Below are 18431 nucleotides of genomic sequence, written 5' to 3' on the forward strand. Positions count from 1 at the left end.
CCGCACCGGCCGGGCCGCCGCCCGTCCACCCGCACCGGCCGGGCCGCCGCCCGTCCACCCGCACCGGCCGGGCCGCCGCCCGTCCACCCGCACCGGCCGGGCCGCCGCCCGTCCACCCGCACCGGCCCAGGCCGCCGCCCGTCCACGGCCGCACCGGCCCAGGCGCCGCCCAGGCACGAGCGCGTCCTGCCGGACAGGGCCTGTCCCGCCCCGGCCGCGCAGGCCCTGCCCTCGCCCCCGCCGTACCGCCACGTGTCCCGACACCACCGCCGAACGCCGTGAGAGAAGGAGGGCCCGGATGCTGTCCTCATGCGCCGGATCCCTGGTGCCCGTCTTCAGCGACACGACCGTGAGCGGTGCCGAGCACCTGAGCCGGGCCGCCGGCGGCGGGTGTGTCCTCGCTGCCAACCACACCTCGTTCTTCGACCCGGTGCTGCTCATCGGCACCCTGCACCGGCTCGGCCTGCGGCCCGCCGTACTGGCCACCGCCGGAATGTGGCGGGTACCGCTGCTGTCCCGGGCCCTCACCCGGGAGGGATACGTGCCGGTGCACCGGGGGAGCAGCCGCGCCGGGGACGCCCTGCGACACGCCGCCGAAGCGCTCGCCGCGGGACGCAGCGTGCTCATCTACCCAGAAGGGGGGCTGCCCCGGCACCACACCTCCCACGACCGTCCGCCGGGCCCTTTGAAGACCGGTGTCGTCCGGCTCGCGGTGTCCACCGGCGCGCCCGTGATCCCCATCGGGCACGCGGGCGCCCGCCGGGTCGCCTCCGGCAGCCGGGCCAAGCAGCTGGCCGGCTGGGCCACCGCGCCGGTGCGCAGGCCGCGCGTCCATGTGCACATCGGGCCGCCGCTCCGGCTCGACGTCTCGGACCGCCCGCTGAAAGACCTGGAGGCCGCACTGGGCGTGACCTGGTCCCGCGCGGTGCAGGGGCTCGGGGCCAGTGCGCCGGGCGAGGACCCGGCCCCGGACGACCAGCGCCGGTGACAGACACGGCCGTTCGCTCATACGGGTGATGCGGGCCCCTTCGCCTGGGCCGAACGAGTTGCGCTGTCCCCGAAGCTCCCCGCCCGGCCCGAACAATCACCCCCATGCACCTCGTGACAGCACATGGCCCCGCGCGGCGCGCCCCCGTGGCCGTCACCGGACTGGGAATGGTCACTCCGGCGGGCGTCGGCACTGAGGCGGCGTGGGCGGGCCTCACGGCCGGGCTGTCCACGGCCGCCGTCGACCCCGCGCTGCACGGACTGCCCGTGGCGTTCTCCTGCCAGGTGCCCGGCCTCGACGCGGCAGGGCTGCTGGGTCACCGGCTCGCCCGGCGCCTCGACCGGTTCACGATCTTCGCGCTGCTCGCCGCCCGTGAGGCCGTCACCGACGCGGGCCTGAGCCCCAGCAGCTGGGACGGCGCCCGTATCGGCGTGGTGATGGGCGTCGGTACCGGTTCCATACAGGGCTGGCAGTCCGAGTTCGACCGGCTCGCGGTTCAGCTGCCCGAACGCGTCTCGCCGCTGGCCCTGACGCGCAGCGTGCCGAACATGGCGGCCGCCGAGATCGCCCTCGACCTCGGGGCGCAGGGGCCCAACCTGGTCGTCAGCGCGGCCTGCGCCTCCGGCACCAGCGCGATCGGACTGGCACGCGACTGGCTGCTGTCCGGCTCGTGCGACGTGGTCCTGGCCGGTGGCAGCGAGTCGGCGCGGCTGCGCATGACCGCCGCCTGCTTCGCCCAGATGCGTGCACTCTCACGGCGCGCCGACAGCCCCGAGACGGCCTCCCGGCCCTTCGACCGGGACCGCGACGGCTTCGTCCTCGGTGAGGGAGCGGCCGTCCTCGTCCTCGAACGCATGGAGGACGCCAGGGCACGGCGCGCGCACCCCCAGGCACTGCTAGCCGGTTACGGAGCCTCCTGCGACGCCCACCACGTCACCGCCCCACAGCCCGACGGCCACGTCGCCGCACGGGCCCTGCGCGCCGCCCTCGCGGACGCGGGCCTTGACCCGGAAGACATCGACCACGTCAACGCGCACGGCACCGCCACCCCGCAGGGAGACGCGGCCGAGCACAACGCGCTGCACCAGGTGTTCCGCAGGCCCCCTCCCGTCACCGCCGTCAAGGGCACCATCGGCCACGCCATCGGCGGCGCGGGCGCCATCGAGGCGGCCTGCACCGTGCTCACCCTGCGCCACCAGCTGATCCCGCCCACCGCCAACCTCGACACCCTGGATCCGACGCTGGACCTGGACGTCGTCGCCAAGGCCCCGCGCCCGCTGCGGATGGGAGCAGCCATCAGCAACTCCTTCGGTTTCGGCGGCCAGAACGCCGTGCTCGCCTTCACCGCCACCCCCTGAAGGATCCGCACCCCGCCCGCTGCCCACCGCCCTCCCCGCTCGCCCCGATCCACTCCCGACCTGCGCGATGCGGCCCGTCCCCGCCGGCTCACGCCAGCGCGTTCACGGCGGCCGCGAAGAGGCGGGGCAGACGGGTGGCGGCCGGCACGATGAGAGGAGCGAGCGCGGGACGCTGACGGGTGCGCACCAGCAGCTCCGTCAGAAGACGGTGACGTCGGGTCACGCGGTTCCAGTCGTCCTCGTAGCGCCGGGGGGTGCCGCGGCGGATGTTCCGGATCAGGGCCTCGGCGCCTGCGAGGGCGAGGGAGACCCCTTCGCCGGTCAGCGCGTCGACATACCCGGCCGCGTCACCGACGAACAACACCCGTCCGTGGCAGCGCTTCCGGGACCGTCGGCGCAGCGGTCCCGCGCCGCGTACCGCGGTGACGGCCGCGCTCTCGGGAAGGCGGCCCGCCAGCTCGGGGAAGGCGGCGAGCTGGACGTCGTAGGGGGCCCGCCGGGCCGTCAGAAGCGCCACTCCCACCAGCGCAGGGCCGAGCGGAGTGACGTACGCCTCCCCGAACGGCCCCCAGTGCACCTCCACATACGACGACCACGGCGCGACAGCGTAGTGGCGGCGCAGCCCGTAGCGGGGCGTGGTGCTGCTCGCCACGTCAAGGTCCAGGCAACGGCGCACCGATGAATGAAGCCCGTCCGCCGCCACCAGCCACCCGGCACGCAAACCGGTGCCGGGCACGGTGACCCCCGTGGCGTTCTGTCGCACCTCACCGACCCGCAGGGGCAGCACGGGGACGCCCTCGTCGAGCACGGCCCGGTGCAGAACCGCGTGCAGCTCGGTACGGCGGGCACCGAGACCAAAGCCCTGCCGGAAGCTGGCCTCGGCCCGCAGGGGCCCCTGCACATAGCGGATTCCACCGATCGGCCGACCGGGGACCTCCAGGCCGAGCGCACGCAACGCCCGTACGGCACCGGGCATCAGGCCCTCCCCGCACGCCTTGTCGACCGGCGCCCGGCGGGGCTCGGCCACGACCACGTCGAGACCCGCGCGTGCGGCGTGCAGCGCGGTCGCCAGACCCGCGGGACCGCCTCCGGCAACGATGAGGTCGTAAGGGCCCTTCATGCGCGCACGGCCAGAGCAAGAGCATTGTTCTCGCACCGGATGCGCACCGTGAGCAGCATCGCGTTGGCCAGGGTGAACACCGCGGCGGTCAGCCAGGCGCCGTGCACCAGGGGCAGGGCGAGGATTTCCACGACGACGGCCACGTAGTTGGGGTGGTGAAGGAATCTGTACGGTCCCGCGCCGACCAGGCGTGTCCCGGGGACGACGATGACCCGGGTGTTCCAGTACGGCCCGAGCGTGGTGATGCACCACCACCGCAGGGCTTGGGCCAGCAGGGCCAGCGCCAGCATGGGCCATCCCAGCGCGGGCACGAACGGCCGGTCGGCGAGGGTGGTTTCGGCGAGGCAGGAAACGAGCAGGCCGGTGTGCAGGACGACCATCACCGGATAATGGCCGCGGCCGTGTTCCACGCCGGCGCGGGCGAAGGACCGGGCCGCGTTGCGCCGCGCGACGGCGAGTTCGGCGAAGCGCTCGGCGGCGACGGCGAGAACGAGAAGTGCGTACCAGTGCATGAAGGCCACTCACCATCGAAGCAGGACGAGTTCGGAGCAGAACCCGGGGCCCATCGCCGCGACCAGCCCCCAGGTGCCGGGCTCGGGCCGCCGGGACTCGTGGATGGTCTGCAGGATGTGCAGGACGGACGCGGACGACATGTTGCCCACCGTCGCCAGGGAGTGCCGGGACACGTCGAGGGCGTTCCCGGGCAGGCCGAGTGAGTCGGCCACGGCTGAAAGCACCGCGGGGCCGCCCGGGTGGCACACCCATGCGCCGATGTCGCCGACGGCGAGGCCGTGTCCGTCCAGGAAGGAACGGAGGTGTGCACCGAAGTGGCCCCGCACGATGTCGGGGACCCCCGCGTCGATGACGACCCGGAAACCGTCGGCGCCGATGTCCCACCCGAGGAGGTGTTCGGTGCCGGGGTACAGGTGGCTGCGGGTGGCGATCACCGAGGGTCCGGCTCCGCCCGATGCGGCGACGGGCTCGCCGCGTGCGATCAGCGCGGCCACGCCATCCCCGAACAGGGCGCCGGCCACGAGGTTCGCACCGGAGTCGTCGCGGTGCTGGAGCGTCAATGAGCACAGTTCGACACTGAGCAGCACGGCGGTGCCCCCGGGGTGTCCGCGCAGATAGTCGTGCACGCGGGCGAGTCCGGCCGCCCCGGCCACGCATCCCAGGCCGAATACGGGAACGCGCTTGACGTCGGGCCGCAGGCCCAGCCTCCCGGCCAGCCGGGCGTCCAGTGAGGGCGCGGCGATCCCGGTGATGGACGTGCACACCAGCAGATCGACGTCGGCGGGTTCGATCCCGGCGTCTCGCAGTGCGGCGGTGAGCGCTTCCTCGCCGAGCGCGAGTCCGGCCGCCATCCACGCGTCGTTGCTTCGTCCGAAGTCGCTCAGGCCGGCGTACCGCTCGATCGGCAGGGCGAGGTGACGGGTGCGTACGCCTGCCGACGCGTGCAGCCGGCGCAACAGGGCGCGGTCCGCATCCGGAGCCAGGCACAGGTCGCCGATCGCCTCGGTGAGATCGTCCTGGGCGTACCGGTGGGCAGGCAGGGCGGTGCGGACCGCGGCGATCGTCGTGGTGACGGGCGGGGACGGGCGGCACGGCGCGACGGACGGAGCGGGGACGTCCTCGACAACGACAGGGACACGCATGTCAAGAATCCCTTCCTCGCAGCGCACGCTCGCATAACTTCCCCCTGTGACTCTCCACCCGCTCGGTGCTCTCCCGCCTGCGGCACGTCATGTCCCGTCGCTGCTGCGGGCCTGCCACCTGGAGCCGACGATCGCCGTGACGCTGTTCGGCACCGCGCTTGCCGCAGTGGCGGGCCGCGGGACGGCGGGCTCCACGGCCGTGGCCGCCGCCGTATTCACCGGCCAGCTGTCGGTGGGGTGGTGCAACGACGCGATCGACGCCCGCCGGGACACGGCCTGCGGACGCCGTGACAAACCGGTGGCCACGGGTGAACTCGCCCCCCGGACGGTGGCCGCGGCGGCCGGGACCGCTCTGGCCCTGTGCGTGCCCCTGTCCTTGCTGAGCGGTGTCACGGCGGGAGCGGCCCATGTGGCGGGGGTGGCCGCCGGCTGGTCCTACAACGTGCTGCTCAAGCGCACGGTGTTCTCGCCGCTGCCCTACGCCGTCGGCTTCGGCTCCCTGCCGGCCTTCGTCACCCTCGGTCTGCACCCCTCGGTCCCGCCCGCCTGGTGGGCCGTGACGGCGGGCGCGCTCCTGGGCGTCGCGGCCCACGTGGTCAATGTCCTGCCCGACATCGAGGACGATCTCGCGGCCGGGGTGCGCGGACTGCCCCAACGACTTGGCCGCCCGGCCTGCCGGTGGCTCGCCCCGCTCACGACGCTCGCGGCGCTGGGCGTACTGGTCGCCGGGCCACCCGGCACACCACGGTTCTGGGACTGGTCCCTGGGGGCGGCATCAGCGGCGGTGACGTTCGCCGGTACCGCCCTGCCGTGGGGGAGCCGGAGCCGATGGCCGTTCCGAGCGGCGATCATCGGCAGCGGTCTGGCTGTCGCTCTTCTGCTCCTGCGCGGCGCGGACATGGCCTGACCCGTGCGGCGCGGCGAGGGAGTGCCGGGTTGCCCGGCTACCCGGTCGCCGGGTTCACCCCGCCTGGGCCGGGGCGGGCTGCTGCTCCGGGCGGGCCGGGTGTCCCGAAGTGAGCGGTGCGCCGCCCGGGGCCAGACTTGAGGCAACCGGCACCGGCTTCGTAGCGGCGCTCCTGCGAGACAAGGGAACGATATGGGCTGGGCATCCTGGACCACGGTGGGCATCCACGTCCTCCCCGGTGTCGTACAGGCCGAGGAGCTCGGCCAGATGCACGGAGACCTCACCCTCCACACCACCTGGTCGGAGCACGAGGCACACCTCGCCGTGCAGTACTCCGGCGCCACCGACTGGTACACCCTCGTAGGGAGTCCCGTGCCCTGCCACTCCGAGGAGGACAGCCGCTCCTACCACCAGGCCGTCGTGGACGGCGTGCGCGAGGGCGAACGGGCGCAGGACGTGCTGAGGAAACTCTCTCGTACGGCCTGAAGGGCGTGCACACCTGCGCCTCCCGGCCCGCGGGCGGGCGCGCCGCGTCCCGCACCTCATGACGGGTGCCCGGGCGCGCCTGGCACGTATTCGGGCTCGGGCCGCGATGCTGGGAGTGTGACCCAGCCTGCTACCGCCGCGAGTGGTTCCTGCGCCGACCGGATTCCGACCGTGGGCGTGGAGGAGGAGTACTTCCTCGTCGACCCGCGCACACGCTCCGTCGTTCCCGCCGGCGCGATCGTCGCGGCCCGCGCCGCGGCTGAGGTGGGTGACCTGGTGGCGCAGGAGTTCGCCCTGTGCCAGGTCGAGGGGCGCACACCCCCGTGCCGGACCGCCCGTGAGCTCGGCGAGGAGTTGACCCGGGTGCGCGGCGCGCTGGTCGCGGCGGCCCGCGCGGAGGGACTGGAACTGTGTGCCTCGGGCACCGCGGTCCTGCGGGAGCCGGGACCCGCGCAGGTGGCGGACCATCCGCGCTATCAGGCCGCACGGGCGCAGTACCGGAGCCAGTTGGATGACTTCGCGATCAGCGCCCTCCATGTCCACGTCCACCTTCCCGATCGTGAGCTGGCTGTCCTGACGGCCAATCACCTGCGGCCGTGGCTGCCGCTGCTGATCGCGCTGAGCGCCAACTCGCCCTTCCACCGCGGGTGCGACACGGGATACGCCAGCTGGCGTACGGCCATCCGCAGCCGCTTCCCGTGTCTGGGCCCGCCGCCCTACGCCGCTTCGTTGGAGGAGCACGAGCGGCTGGCCGTCGTCGTCGCCGACACCGAGGCCATGCTGAATGCGGGTACACCGTATTGGGATCTGCGCCCCAACCCCAGGCTGCCCACCCTGGAGATCCGCGCGATGGACGTGTTGCAGGACGTCGAGGACACCGTCGCGGTCACCGTGCTCCTGCGCGCCCTGGTCGTCACCTCAGCCGGCCAGGCGCAAGCGGGGGATCCGGGGCGGGCGTGGGAGGGCGAAGTGCTGCGGGCTGCCTGCTGGCGGGCTGCCCGGGACGGCTGGAGCGGCCACGGCTTCGACCCGTGGACCGGCCGGTCCCGTCCCATCCAGGACCTTGCCGGGGAGCTGGTTTCCTTCGTGCGCCCGGCACTTGAGGAGTTCGGCGACCTGGACCCGGTCATGGCCCTGTTCCAACGGCTGACCACCCACGGGGACGGCGCCTCACGCCAGCGCGCCTGGGCAGCCGCCGCGGGCCCCGCCGGCGTGGTGGACGAACTCGTCCTCTCCACCGCGTGCGGCCGCCCGACGCGGGCGGTGAGCCCGGTCGACGGGCAGCGGGGGCGGTGACCAGCAGTGCGGGCCCCGCATCTGGACTCGATTGCGGAGCGACGGGTGCTCGACGAACTGATGCGGCGTGAAGGAAATGCCTTCCCTCCCGTCACTGGCGCTGCCGCTCTGCTCGACACCCTGAAGCCGGACGTCTGGGTCATCGTGACCTCGGGCAGCCGCAAGCCGGTGCACCAACGCTTCGGCCATGCGGGGCTCCCTCTGCCCGGGGTCCAGATCCATGGCGAGGACATACCGAAGGCCAAACCACACGACACCGTGGAGACAGAGACCCGAGCATCGTCAAAGCCGTCGAGGGCCGGACCGCCCCCATCCGCCGGGCCCGCCCCGGCCACGCCGCCGGTGAGTCCCCCAGGGCGCGGCGAACGTTGCTGAACGCGCTGCCGGTGCGCTGCGCATGCCGGTGGGCCGGGTGAGCCGGGTGAGTTGGGTGGCCGGGTTCGGTTCGTAGCGCGCTGGGGGCGTTCGTCGAGGCCAGGCAATTTCTCAACTGCCGCGCAGCGCCGCGGCGTACGGGCCTTCGCCCGACAATGTGATCCGGCCGGCAGTGACGGCCTCGTCGACGCCGAGCACTCCCTCGCCGAGTTCACGGCAGGTGTCGGAGTCGAGCACGAGGCGCACGTCCGGTTCCTCGGCGGGGCCGTCGCCGTACCCCAATCTTTCGCCGCCCAGGCGCAGGTGGAACACGCCCTCGTCCAGGACCACTTCGACGACGCTCGGGACCTTCGGCGCAGGAAGGCGGTTCAGGAGCGGCAGTGCGAACCAGTGCGCGCGTACCGCGTCGGTGGGCCGGCGCTCGGTGAGGTCGGGGGCGCCCCATTCGGCCAGCGCGGTCAGGACGGGCAGCAACCCGACGCCCCGCGGGGTGAGTTCGTAGACCGTCGCGGCGCCGGGCGGCGGAAGCCTGCGCCGGATCGCGAGACCCTGCGCCTCCATGTCCTTGAGCCGGGCCGCAAGCACGTCCGTGGAGACGCCGGGCAGGTCGGCATGCAAGTCGGTGTAACGGCGCGGTCCGCCAAGGAGCTCCCGGACGACCAGCAGGGTCCAGCGGTCCCCGACGGCGTCCAGGGCCCGGGCGGAGGCGCAGTACTGGTCGTAGCTTCGACGGCGTTGCTGGCGTGGCGGCATGCGAGGGAGTCTAGACAAGTTGTTGGACATTCCAAGCGTTAACTTGGTAAAACCAAGTGCGACGTTGCGGTACGAGTGAGCCGAGCGGGGCCCGTTCGGTCCGGGACCGCGAAGAACCTGGGAGGGCGCGCCATGGAGTTTCGGCAGTCGAGCAAGCTCAGCGAGGTCTGTTACGAGATCCGGGGCCCCGTGATCGAGCAGGCCAACGCACTGGAGGAGGCGGGCCACAGCGTGCTGCGCCTCAACACCGGAAATCCGGCACTCTTCGGCTTCGAGGCGCCCGAGGAAATCGTCCAGGACATGATCCGCATGCTTCCCCAGGCACACGGCTACACCGACTCACGCGGGGTGCTCTCCGCCCGCCGCGCGGTGGCCCAGCGCTACCAGGCGCTCGGCCTGAGCGACGTCACGGTGGACGACATCTTCCTCGGCAACGGCGTCTCCGAGCTGGTGTCCATGGCCGTGCAGGCCCTCCTCGACGACGGAGACGAAGTCCTCGTACCCGCCCCCGACTTCCCGCTCTGGACCGCCGTCACCACCCTCGCGGGCGGCAAGGCCGTGCACTACATCTGTGACGAGTCGGCCGACTGGTACCCGGATCTCGCCGACATGGCCTCCAAGATCACGAATCGCACCAGAGCCGTGGTTCTCATCAACCCCAACAACCCGACGGGCGCGGTCTACCCGAAGGAAATCGTCGAAGGCATCCTCGACCTCGCCCGGCGCCACCAGCTCATGGTCTTCGCGGACGAGATCTATGACCAGATCCTGTACGACGACGCCGTGCACCACTGTGCGGCGGCCCTCGCCCCCGACCTGGTCGTCCTGACCTTCTGCGGACTGTCGAAGACGTACCGGGTGGCAGGGTTCCGTTCCGGCTGGCTCGTGGTGACCGGCCCCAAGCACCATGCGAAGAGCTACCTGGAGGGGCTGAACATGCTCGCCTCCATGCGGCTGTGCGCCAACGCCCCGGCCCAGTACGCCATCCAGGCCGCGCTCGGCGGCCGTCAGTCCATCCACGAGCTGACCGCGCCGGGTGGTCGGCTTCACGAGCAGCGCGACCGCGCCTGGGAAAGACTCAACGAGATCCCCGGAGTGTCCTGCGTCAAGCCGAAGGGCGCCCTGTACGCGTTTCCGCGCATCGACCCCAAGGTGCACCCGATCCACGACGACGAGAAGTTCGTGCTCGACCTACTGCTCCAGGAAAAGATCCAGGTCGTCCAGGGCACCGGCTTCAACTGGCCCCGCCCCGACCACTTCCGGATCCTGACCCTGCCGCACGCCGACGACCTGGACACCGCGATCAGCCGGATCGGACGATTCCTGAGCGGGTACCGGCAGTAGCGGGGGCCGGCAGTAGGAAGCCGGCCGGACAGTAACCTTCCGCCGCTGATCCTTGGTGCACTGACGGACCCGGCCACATGAAACGCGACCGCCGCGCGCCGGACTCCTGCCCCGTGCTCCGACGGAGCGGGCAGGCGAAGAACCGCCAGGCCATCGCCTCGAACGAGTCGTTGCCCCGTTCGCCGCCTCCACAGGGGCATCCACCCGGTGCATGGTCGGCGAACTCACTCATTCCGGTGACGCGGGCCGCCGTACCGTCACGTTGCCGTCCCGGCACCGTTAGGTGAAGGCACTCATTGAGCCGGGCCCAGGACCCACGGGCCCCAGAAGACAGGTGACGCTCATGCGAACCGAGGCTGCCGAGCGAGTCGAGTTGGTCTTCTCCCTCTTCGACGCCAATGGCAACGGAGTCATCGACTCCGACGACTTCGACCTCATGACAGGCCGTGTCCTTCAGGCGGCGGCCGCATCGGACGAGGGCGCCAAGGCCGCCATCCGGGACGCGTTCCGGCGCTACTGGACGACGCTTGCCACAGAACTGGACGCCAATGGCGACGGTGTGATCACCGTCGAGGAGTTCCGTCCGTTCGTCCTGGACCCCGAGCGATTCGGCCCCACGGTCAGCGAGTTCGCCCAGGCGCTCGCCGCGCTCGGCGACCCGGACGGGGACGGCCTGATCGAGCGCCCGCTCTTCGTATCGCTGATGAAGGCGATCGGCTTCGCGGAGGCCAACATCCACGCGCTCTTCGACGCCTTCGGCCCGGACACGCAGGACCGCATCACCGTGAGCACGTGGGCCGTCGGCATCGAGGAGTACTACGCGCCGGACATGGCCGGGATTCCGGGCGACGAGTTGGTGCCCGCCCGGGCCGTCTGAAAGCTCTCGGCCCAGGTGTCGGATGCCAGGTGTCAGGCACCGGGGCGGCGGGCGGGCCCCGCGGGAATGGCGTCCTGAGCGGTGCGGGTGTCATGGCCTGCGCTTGTGCGCGAACACCCACCGGTTTCCCTCCAGCGCGTCATTCGGCTCGGGGAGCGGGCCGCGACGGTGCCGGCGGGTGAACTCGAACGGCGTGTGCACCGAGACGGACCAGCCCCTGGCGCTCAGGGTGCCCGCGGAGTCGGGGCGGGCCCCTTGGTCGAAGAGGTGGAGCAGATCCATGCCGATCTGCTCGCGTACCGCCGTGTAGATCGTGCTGTCGCGGTACGCCAACAGGTCCTTCTCCAGCTTCGCCTCGAAGGCCAGAGCGCTGCCGTCGGTGGTCAGCCGGTCGACCGTGTCGATGAGGTACGTCTCGGTGGGGCTCGGCAGGTAGAAGAGAAGGCCCTCGGCCAGCCAGACGCTCGGCAGAGCCGGGTCGAACCCGGCGGCAGTCAGCCCCGTGACCCAGTCCGCGCGCAGGTCGACCGGTACGGGGACACGGTCCGCCGTGGGGGCGGCCGACAGGTCGGAGAGCACCTGCTGTTTGAAGGCCAGCACGCCGGCCCTGTCCAACTCGAAGACCACCACGTCTGACGGCCAGTCCAGACGGAAGGCGCGCGTGTCCAAACCCGCGCCCAGCAGCACCACTTGGCGGGCGTTGCCACGGACCGACCGGAGCAGGAAGTCGTCGAGGACCCTGGTCCGCAGGCCGAAGTAGCGGGCGAACCGGCCCCACAACGGGTTGGCGTCCCCGTCCGGCACCTGCTCGATGCGCAGCGGCCAGCCCGTGCATGCCGGGGCGGCGCGTACGAAGTGTTCCGCGTGGACGTCCTGGGCCAGGCTGTCGTGGCGGTGGGTCTCGATCGCCCGTGCCGCCGCGACCAGGAGGGCGGTCAGACCCACACCTCCGTCCACCCCTTCCGCATCTGTCCGCTGGGGCGCCGTGCCGGTCATGTTGCCTCCGTTGGCGGGAGTGGTGAGCGTGACGTGTCTGGTGAACGGTCGGATGGAGAGACCGCGGTGCCGCATGCCCCACTCATCGGCTTGTCCCTTCGGGGAGCAGGACCGGTTGTCCCTTCGGGGAGCAGGACCGGCTTGACCACGCGGCCCGCGTCGCAGTCACGTTCGGCCTCGTTGATGTCTGCCAGCGGATAGGTGCGGATCAGCTGGTCGAAGGGGAAGTCGCCGGCCTGCCACAGCCGGGTGAGCCGGGGTATCAGCAGCGCGGGTACGGCGTCCCCCTCGCTGATGTGGCGGATGCTGCGGCCCCGGTCGAGCGTGCCCGCTTGGAGGGGCAGGGTGTCGTGGAGGCGTGCCACAAGGCCGAGGCTGCCGGTGGGGCGCAGTGCTCGGAGCGCGGTGTTGATCAGCGGGGCCGAGGCCGTGGTGTCCAGGGCGTACTGCGTGCCGCCGTCGGTGAGCCGTCGGATCCGTTCCGGTAGTCCGTCCGTCGTGGCGGGCAGGGGGATCGCGCCGAACTGCTCGGCCAGGGCGAGTCGTTGGGGATGCCGGTCGACGGCCACGGTCAGGACGCCCGCGGCGGTGGCCGCCATCACCGCGGCCAGGCCCACGGCGCCCGCGCCGAGGACCACCAGGGTGTCGCCGGGGCCCGCGCGGAAGGTGTTCAGCACGGCTCCGGCTCCGGTGAGGAAGCCGCAGCCGAGGGGCCCGAGCAGTTCGAGGGGCAGCGCGGGGTCGACTTGGACGGCATTGCGGGCGGGGACGAGCGCGTACGCGGCGAACGAGGACTGCCCGAACCAACGGGGGGCCAGCGCTTTCCCGGCCGCGTCCCCGAGTCGCGGCGGGGCCTCTGTCCGGCCCCCGAAGAGGTTGAGGGAGGCGAAGGAGTCGCAGTAGGCGGGGGCCGCGGCCCGGCAGCTGCGGCAGTGGCCGCAGGAGTCGAAACTCAGCACGACGTGATCGCCGACCTGGATCGTGGTGTCCGGGCCGCCGCCCGACCGCACCACGACCCCGGCGCCCTCGTGGCCGAGGACGGCAGGCAGCGGGCTGCGGCCGGCGGACCGGCGGACCGCGAGGTCGGTCCGGCACATCCCGGAGCCCGCGATCTCCACCAGGATGTCGCCGGCGCCAAGATCCGGTCGCAGGTCCACCTCCTCAAGTGTGAACGGGCCGTCGTACGAGCGCAGTACAGCGGCCTGGAACCGCATCGTCATGCCTCCCGGGGACGGTGGACGACGAACGGCCGGAGGTTGCCGTACAGCCCCCACGGCCCGCCCGCGACGCCGACCCCGCTGTCCTTGATGCCCGCGAAGGGCTGGGCGAGGGAGAGTTCGGCGTGGTGGTTGATCCACGCCGTGCCGCATTCGAGCCGGCCGGCCACCTCCTCGGCCCGGTCGAGATCGGTGCCCCACACGGAGCCGCCCAGTCCGAAGCGTGTGCCGTTGGCCGCGTCGACGGCTTCGTCCAGGCTGCGGTACGACAGCACCGGCAGCACCGGCCCGAACTGTTCCCCGGTCACCACCCGGCTGCCGGGCGGAACGCCGGTGAGGATCGTGGGAGCGAAGAAGTACCCCGGCCCTTCAAGCCGGTGGCCTCCTGATGCCGCCCGGGCGCCGTCGGCCAGGGCCTCCTGCGTGAGCTGTTCGACGCGGGCCAGCTGCGGGGCGTTGTTGACCGGTCCCATCCGGGTTCCGGGATCGAGGCCGGGCCCGACGGCGACGGTCTTCGCATGCTGGGCGAGGGCTTCGACGACCTCGGCGTGGAGCCGAGCCGGGACGTAGACACGTTTGACGGCCATGCAGACCTGCCCGCAGTTGCGGAACGCCGCCCAGAACAGCCGCTCGGCGATCCCCTCCACGTCGACGTCGTCGAGCAGGACGGCGGCGTCGTTGCCGCCAAGTTCCAGGGTGGTCCGGGTGAGCGAGCCCGCCGCCGCTTCGGCGACGGCCCGCCCGGTGGGCACCGAGCCGGTGAAGGTGACGTGACGAATGCCGGGGTGCGAGACGAGGCGGGCACCGAGCGGTTCGCGGCCGGTCACGACGGTCAGGACGTCCTGGGGGAGGGCGGTGGCGAGGACGAAGCCGAGCAGCCGGGTGGCGAGCGGCGTGAACGGCGAGGGTTTGAGCACCACGGTGTTGCCCGCCGCGAGCGCCGGTGCGAACTTCGCCGCCGCGAGCTGGAGGGGGAAGTTCCACGGCACGATCGCGGCGACGGGTCCAAGAGGACGCCAGCGGATCTCGCTGTGCACGGGCCGGCCGTCGTCGATCTCGCGAGTGAGGGGGGACAGGCCCGCGAAGTAGCGCAGCCGCGCCGCGGTCCTGGCGACTTCCGCGTACGACTCGGCCAGTGGTTTGCCCTGTTCGCGGGTGAGCAACCGGGCGAGGTCGTCGCCCGTCCTCTCCACGGCGTCGGCTGCTCCGCGCAGCGCGGCGGCGCGGGCTGTGGGGTCGGCGCGCCAGCCGCTCCAGGCGCGCCGGGCGCGGGCGACCACGTCGTCCAGCTCGTCCGGATGCCGGTCGGGGGCCTCGTCGAAGGTCTCCCCGGTCGCCGGGTCGGCGACGGCGAAACGTGCGGCCCGGCGGCCGGGCACGCTGACTGCCTCAGGCGTCGGCATGCCGGCGGTCAGTTCACGGCGGGGGTGCCGGCGGCGTGCTCCCCGGCCTGCCGGTCCATCTCCGCCCTGAAGGCGGCCACCAGATGTGGCTGAATCCGGCCGGTGTTGCGGTCGCCACCCTCACAGACCGCTCCGCGCACGCCCACGATGTCCGTACCCATGCGGGTCAGCGCGGCGAGGTCGGCCCGCGCGACGCTGCCGGCGAGTGCCGCGAGCCGACCGGAGGCGTGGGCCAGCCGTACGAACTCGGCACAGGTCTCGGGAGGAATGTGGTCGAACAGCCGCGTCCCGTCCTTGATGGCGGTGTCGAGCATGGCCGCATCGGCGCCGGAGCGGGCGGCGATGTCGGGCAGCGCGAGCGGGTTGACGCACCCGATGCGGTGGGCGTCGGCGTATCCGGAGGCGACCACGAAGGCGTCGGGGCGGTGGTCCTTGACCGCGCGGACGACGGCCCGCATCACCTCGATGCCCTGATCGGGCGTCGTGCAGCCGTAAAGGCCGACCTTGATGTACGTGGCGCCCGAGACGACGGCGCCGAGCGCGGCCTGGGCCACCGTCCCCGGCTTGTACGGGACATCACCCACGGTGGCGGACACCGGCTTGTCCGCCGGTACCACGGCGCGGATCTCCCTGATCACCCAGGGAAAGTTGGCGCCGAGCGAGCCCTCGTCGGGCTTCTTGACGTCGACGATGTCCAGATGCTCGGCCGCCTTCGCACAAGCGAAAGCCTCCTCGACGCTGTCCGGGGAGATGAGAAGCAACACCATGAGCTCCTTCCGCCGCACGCCCGCCCGGCCGAGGGACAGGGGGGTGCGGATCGCCTGGTTCATGTGCGGTGCGCACATCATTTCCGCCGTCCGCGAGCACCGGTAGGGCGCGCACAGCTCCCGGCGGGGCTCACACCCAGGAGGTGCGCGCCGTGCATAACGGACGAACCGCCCCACGGGGAACGTTTCGGCAGAGCAAGGGACATCGCCCGTCTACGCGACGTCGTGCCCGGTCCGGACGGCGGGGGAGTGTGGAGCGCCGGCCGGTGGCGCGAACAGGGCCTGGACGGTGTCGGCGGCCGTGTCGCGCAGCCAGGCGTGGGCGCGGTCGTCGTCGTAGCGCCGGTGCCACAGCAGGTACAGGGGGACATCGGGCACCGGGAGCGGCAACGGCAGCGAAACCAGGCCGAGTTGGTCCCGGGCCGTGCGGGTGACGGCGTCCGGCAGGGTGACGACCGCATCGGTACCGAGCGCGAGCCGCAGAGCGAAGGCGGCGGTGGGCCCGGCGGCGATGACGCGGCGTTCGCTGCCGTGCGTGGCCAGAACGTCGTCGATCCGGTCGCGCAGGCTGCCGCGCCGCGAGACGGTGACGTGTTCGGCGGCCGCGTAGCGCGCCACGTCCAGCGGGCCTTCGGTGAGCGGATGGCCCGGGCGGACCGCGACGACCAACCGGTCCTTGCCGACGAGGCGGTGGCGGATGTCGGCGAGCGCAGGCCGTCCGGAGCTCGATTCGAGGTCGACCTCGCCCCGGCGCAACTCGGGCGTGTCCGTGCCGGGTTCGGCAGGCAGGCGCAGCTGGACTCCGGGGGCCCGGCGGTGGACGGCGGTGATCAGGGCGGCGCCGCAAGCGGCGGTCAGGGCGTCGTGCCAGCGCACGGTGAACACCCGCTCAAGGGACGCCAAGTCGAGTTCCTGCTGCGCGGACATGAGCTGGTGGGCCTGCTGTACGAGGGCGTGGACCTGGGCGCGCATGGCCAGCGCGCGGGTGGTGGGGACCATGGTGCGGCCGGTGCGGACCAGGATCTGGTCCCCGGTGGCCCTGCGGATGCGGCCCAGGGAACGGCTCATCGCCGGTGCGGTGACGTGGAGACGGGCTGCGGCTCCGGCGACACTGCCCTCTTCCAGCAGGGCGTCCAGGGCGGTGAGCAGGTTCAGATCCAGTTGCATGAGAGTCATTCTACGAGTAACCAGCATGCACTTGTTGTTAGTTGGCCGGGCGCCTACCTTTCGAAGTGCGGGTGCGGGACAAGCCGCCTCGCACCCACTGAACTTGCCTCGCACCCACTGAACTCAGGGAAGCCACCATGAGCACAGCCATGCCTTTCGACGCCGGCACGACCCTCCTGTCCGACGTGACGGCCGCGGTGAAGGCCGCCGGCCTCACACTGCGCGACCGCTACACCTCACATGCCCGAGGCGTGAGTCTGGACGAGGTCGTCGATGAGATCCACGCCAACGACGACGCGGTACTTGAGGTGCTGCGCGAACCGCTGCTGCGGGCCCGGCAGGGATCGCAGTGGGCCGAGGACGAGCTGGCCGGCGGCGCCCTCCCGCCGGGGGAGTGGTGGGTCGTCGACCCGGCCGAGGGCAACATCAACCACGTTCACGGCATGGACGACTGGGCCGTCACCGCCACGTTGGTCCGCGACAACCGACCGGTACTCACCGTCGTCCACCTGCCGCTGACCGGTGACACCTACACCGCCGTCGCCGGCCACGGTGCCCGTCTCAACGACCAGCCCCTGACGGTGTCAGCCAAGACCGACCTGGGCGCCGCGCTCACCGGCACCGGCCAGGCCAAACCCGGCGAGGACGAGCGCACCTTCCGGCGGATCGGTGACTCCGTCACCGCCATGCTCGTCAACGGCCTGGTCGTGCGGGTGTCCGTGCCCGCGACCATGCAGCTCATCCACGTCGCCGCCGGACGCATGGACGCGTTCTGGCAGTTCTCCGACGTCCGCTCCGGCCTGGTGGCCGGAGCCCTGCTGGTCTCGGAGGCCGGAGGCACCGTCACCGACCTGGCGGGCGCCCCCTGGAACACGGGCAGCCGCGATTTCCTGGCCGCCGCCCCCGGCATCCACGCCGCCGCCCTCAAGGTCCTGGCACCGATCGCCTGACCATGAAGCCGCCTGCGCTCCCGCCCGTCCCCATCGACACAGCAAGGACCACCACTCTCATGACCAGCATCGGCATCCTGGGTGCCGGCCGCGTCGGCGCCAACCTCGCCGACAAGCTCGCCGCCACCGGACACCACGTCATCCTGGGTCGCCGCGGCCCGATGGAAGAGACCGCGGCGGACACCGCGGGCACAGCCTCCCGCCTCTCGTTCGCCGACCAGCGCACCGCTGCCCGCACCGCGGACATCGTGATCAACGCGACGCCCGGCGACAGCGCCCTGGAGCGTCTGGCCGGTCTGCGTACCGAACTCGCCGGCAAGATCCTCATAGACGTCTCCAACGCCACCCGCGACGCAGGCGACGGCCTGCCCGGCGAGCTGTGCTATCCCGGCAGCAGCCTCGCCGAGCAACTGCAAACAGCCCTCCCCGACACCCATGTGGTCAAGACCCTCAACACCATGCTGTTCATGGTCATGACTGCCCCGGATGCCCTCGCCACCCCACCGACCGTCTATGTCTCGGGCAACGACGAACAGGCGAAGAAGACCGTCACCGGTCTGCTCGGCGACCTGGGCTGGCAACCCGGGTGGATCGAGGACCTGGGCGACATCACCACGGCCCGAGCCACCGAAGCCATGATCCTCGTGGTTCCGCACATCCTGCGCCGAAACGGCTTCCAGCCCTTCGCCGTCTCCCTCGCCCGCTGACACCAACAAGGCCTGAAGCAGACGCAGTTGGACCAGGGGGGCACAGCAGCGGCCGGGCGAGCTGC

Annotated in this window: 18 protein-coding genes; 9 read left to right on the forward strand and 9 right to left on the reverse strand. The window is 72.1% G+C overall.

All coding sequences use genetic code 11. The features are described from left to right. Positions 1-298 precede the first annotated feature (298 nt). Entirely contained in the window at positions 299-988 is a 690-nt protein-coding gene (locus ACGFW5_RS25750) for a lysophospholipid acyltransferase family protein (RefSeq protein WP_393836645.1), read from the forward strand. A 104-nt stretch (positions 989-1092) separates the two neighbouring features. After that, on the forward strand, positions 1093-2346 hold the full coding sequence (locus tag ACGFW5_RS25755; RefSeq protein ID WP_393836646.1) for a beta-ketoacyl-[acyl-carrier-protein] synthase family protein: 1254 nt from the start codon (positions 1093-1095) through the stop codon (positions 2344-2346). Between the two features lie 88 nt (positions 2347-2434). Here ACGFW5_RS25755 and ACGFW5_RS25760 read toward each other — a convergent pair whose 3' ends face one another. From ACGFW5_RS25760 to ACGFW5_RS25770, 3 genes are read right to left on the reverse strand one after another with little or no spacing between them, the layout of a single operon-like run. After that, entirely contained in the window at positions 2435-3466 is a 1032-nt protein-coding gene (locus ACGFW5_RS25760) for an NAD(P)/FAD-dependent oxidoreductase (protein WP_393836647.1), read from the reverse strand. Continuing rightward, on the reverse strand, positions 3463-3978 hold the full coding sequence (locus tag ACGFW5_RS25765; RefSeq protein ID WP_393836648.1) for an isoprenylcysteine carboxyl methyltransferase family protein: 516 nt from the start codon (positions 3976-3978) through the stop codon (positions 3463-3465). The genes ACGFW5_RS25760 and ACGFW5_RS25765 overlap by 4 nt, the downstream gene beginning before the upstream one ends. Before the next feature lie 9 nt (positions 3979-3987). Further along, entirely contained in the window at positions 3988-5121 is a 1134-nt protein-coding gene (locus ACGFW5_RS25770) for a type III polyketide synthase (protein WP_393836649.1), read from the reverse strand. 46 nt (positions 5122-5167) lie between these two features. Here ACGFW5_RS25770 and ACGFW5_RS25775 point away from each other — a divergent pair, with 46 nt between their 5' ends. The 3 genes from ACGFW5_RS25775 (at position 5168) to ACGFW5_RS25785 (ending at position 7810) form a co-directional block, all read left to right on the forward strand. Then, positions 5168-6028 carry a UbiA family prenyltransferase gene (locus ACGFW5_RS25775; RefSeq protein WP_393836650.1) on the forward strand — a complete coding sequence of 287 codons (861 nt, stop codon included), beginning with the start codon at positions 5168-5170 and terminating at the stop codon, positions 6026-6028. Positions 6029-6220: 192 nt separating this feature from the next. Continuing rightward, positions 6221-6514 (forward strand): hypothetical protein, encoded by a 294-nt coding sequence (locus ACGFW5_RS25780; RefSeq protein ID WP_393836651.1) that lies wholly within the window; start codon positions 6221-6223, stop codon positions 6512-6514. Positions 6515-6631: 117 nt separating this feature from the next. Further along, positions 6632-7810 (forward strand): glutamate--cysteine ligase, encoded by a 1179-nt coding sequence (locus tag ACGFW5_RS25785; protein WP_393836652.1) that lies wholly within the window; start codon positions 6632-6634, stop codon positions 7808-7810. Positions 7811-8296: 486 nt separating this feature from the next. Here the strand turns inward: ACGFW5_RS25785 and ACGFW5_RS25790 are convergent, their stop codons facing one another. Beyond that, positions 8297-8938: a winged helix-turn-helix transcriptional regulator gene (locus tag ACGFW5_RS25790; protein WP_393836653.1), complete on the reverse strand. Its 642-nt coding sequence runs from the start codon at positions 8936-8938 to the stop codon at positions 8297-8299. A 132-nt stretch (positions 8939-9070) separates the two neighbouring features. Here ACGFW5_RS25790 and ACGFW5_RS25795 point away from each other — a divergent pair, with 132 nt between their 5' ends. Both ACGFW5_RS25795 and ACGFW5_RS25800 read left to right on the forward strand, forming a co-directional pair. Next, positions 9071-10282, forward strand: a complete 1212-nt coding sequence (locus ACGFW5_RS25795) for a pyridoxal phosphate-dependent aminotransferase (RefSeq protein WP_393836654.1) — start codon at positions 9071-9073, stop codon at positions 10280-10282. Positions 10283-10625: 343 nt separating this feature from the next. Continuing rightward, entirely contained in the window at positions 10626-11159 is a 534-nt protein-coding gene (locus ACGFW5_RS25800) for an EF-hand domain-containing protein (RefSeq protein ID WP_393836655.1), read from the forward strand. Between the two features lie 90 nt (positions 11160-11249). Here the strand turns inward: ACGFW5_RS25800 and ACGFW5_RS25805 are convergent, their stop codons facing one another. The 5 genes from ACGFW5_RS25805 to ACGFW5_RS25825 all read right to left on the reverse strand — a co-directional run bounded on the left by ACGFW5_RS25805 (position 11250) and on the right by ACGFW5_RS25825 (position 16709). Next, positions 11250-12155, reverse strand: coding sequence for a class I SAM-dependent methyltransferase (locus ACGFW5_RS25805; RefSeq protein ID WP_393836656.1), 906 nt, complete (start codon positions 12153-12155; stop codon positions 11250-11252). Beyond that, entirely contained in the window at positions 12152-13369 is a 1218-nt protein-coding gene (locus ACGFW5_RS25810; protein WP_393836722.1) for an NAD(P)-dependent alcohol dehydrogenase, read from the reverse strand. Before ACGFW5_RS25810 ends, ACGFW5_RS25805 begins: the two co-directional genes overlap by 4 nt. A gap of 2 nt (positions 13370-13371) precedes the next feature. Next, the gene (locus ACGFW5_RS25815; RefSeq protein ID WP_393836657.1) at positions 13372-14775 is read right to left on the reverse strand and encodes an aldehyde dehydrogenase family protein; all 1404 of its coding nucleotides are present in this window, start codon (positions 14773-14775) and stop codon (positions 13372-13374) included. 8 nt (positions 14776-14783) lie between these two features. After that, positions 14784-15539, reverse strand: coding sequence for a (5-formylfuran-3-yl)methyl phosphate synthase (locus tag ACGFW5_RS25820; RefSeq protein WP_393836723.1), 756 nt, complete (start codon positions 15537-15539; stop codon positions 14784-14786). A 216-nt stretch (positions 15540-15755) separates the two neighbouring features. Beyond that, on the reverse strand, positions 15756-16709 hold the full coding sequence (locus ACGFW5_RS25825; RefSeq protein WP_393836658.1) for a LysR family transcriptional regulator: 954 nt from the start codon (positions 16707-16709) through the stop codon (positions 15756-15758). A gap of 137 nt (positions 16710-16846) precedes the next feature. Here ACGFW5_RS25825 and ACGFW5_RS25830 point away from each other — a divergent pair, with 137 nt between their 5' ends. Next, positions 16847-17659 carry an inositol monophosphatase family protein gene (locus ACGFW5_RS25830; protein WP_393836659.1) on the forward strand — a complete coding sequence of 271 codons (813 nt, stop codon included), beginning with the start codon at positions 16847-16849 and terminating at the stop codon, positions 17657-17659. Between the two features lie 59 nt (positions 17660-17718). After that, the gene (locus ACGFW5_RS25835; RefSeq protein ID WP_393836660.1) at positions 17719-18366 is read left to right on the forward strand and encodes an NADPH-dependent F420 reductase; all 648 of its coding nucleotides are present in this window, start codon (positions 17719-17721) and stop codon (positions 18364-18366) included. The last annotated feature ends 65 nt before the right edge of the window (positions 18367-18431 follow it).

This window comes from Streptomyces sp. NPDC048416, from assembly GCF_043200435.1.
In the GTDB taxonomy this organism is placed as follows: Bacteria; Actinomycetota; Actinomycetes; order Streptomycetales; family Streptomycetaceae; genus Streptomyces.